The 489-nt window shown below is 62.4% G+C and carries 1 tRNA gene; it reads left to right on the plus strand.

Annotated features, from left to right (window positions below):
• The first annotated feature begins 259 nt into the window (after window positions 1-259).
• Window positions 260-335 (plus strand) — tRNA-Arg (locus J5M67_RS28070).
• Window positions 336-489: the final 154 nt, after the last annotated feature.

Here is a 489-nt window from a genome sequence, read left to right on the forward strand (position 1 = left end):
GAATAGGAATTGTGAGCGGTACGGCAATGAATGGCTGCGGGTGAAGCTCGGACGATTATAGACGGAACGTTTACATGGCGGCGAGCGATCGGCCGGCGCGTGTTTACCCGCACGTCGGAGGGGCTCGGCACGCGTGGCGGGGCGATGAGGGAAGGCGGCTGGACGGATGCGGGAGCGCGGTGGACGCTCCTGCGGAAACAAGGTATGCTTGCGGTCTTGCTACGCGTTGCGGCTATCTAGGGGCGCAACGTATCCGTAAGCGCCCGTAGCTCAATGGATAGAGTACTGCCCTCCGAAGGCAGGGGTTGCTGGTTCGATCCCAGCCGGGCGCGCCAAGTCTTTGTTTTCTTGGGCTTTCTCAGCCGCATCAGCCGGCTTCGAGGTCAAGCTCGCCACGGCGGTAGCGCCAAGCAACACAGTCGCCGCTACGCCCGCCGCTCGCAGATTTCCTAAAGCACGTTGCCATACTGAGCTGCGCTCGGTGTCCAG

The organism is Pseudomonas sp. 30_B, assembly GCF_017491605.1.
Taxonomy (GTDB): domain Bacteria; phylum Pseudomonadota; class Gammaproteobacteria; order Pseudomonadales; family Pseudomonadaceae; genus Pseudomonas.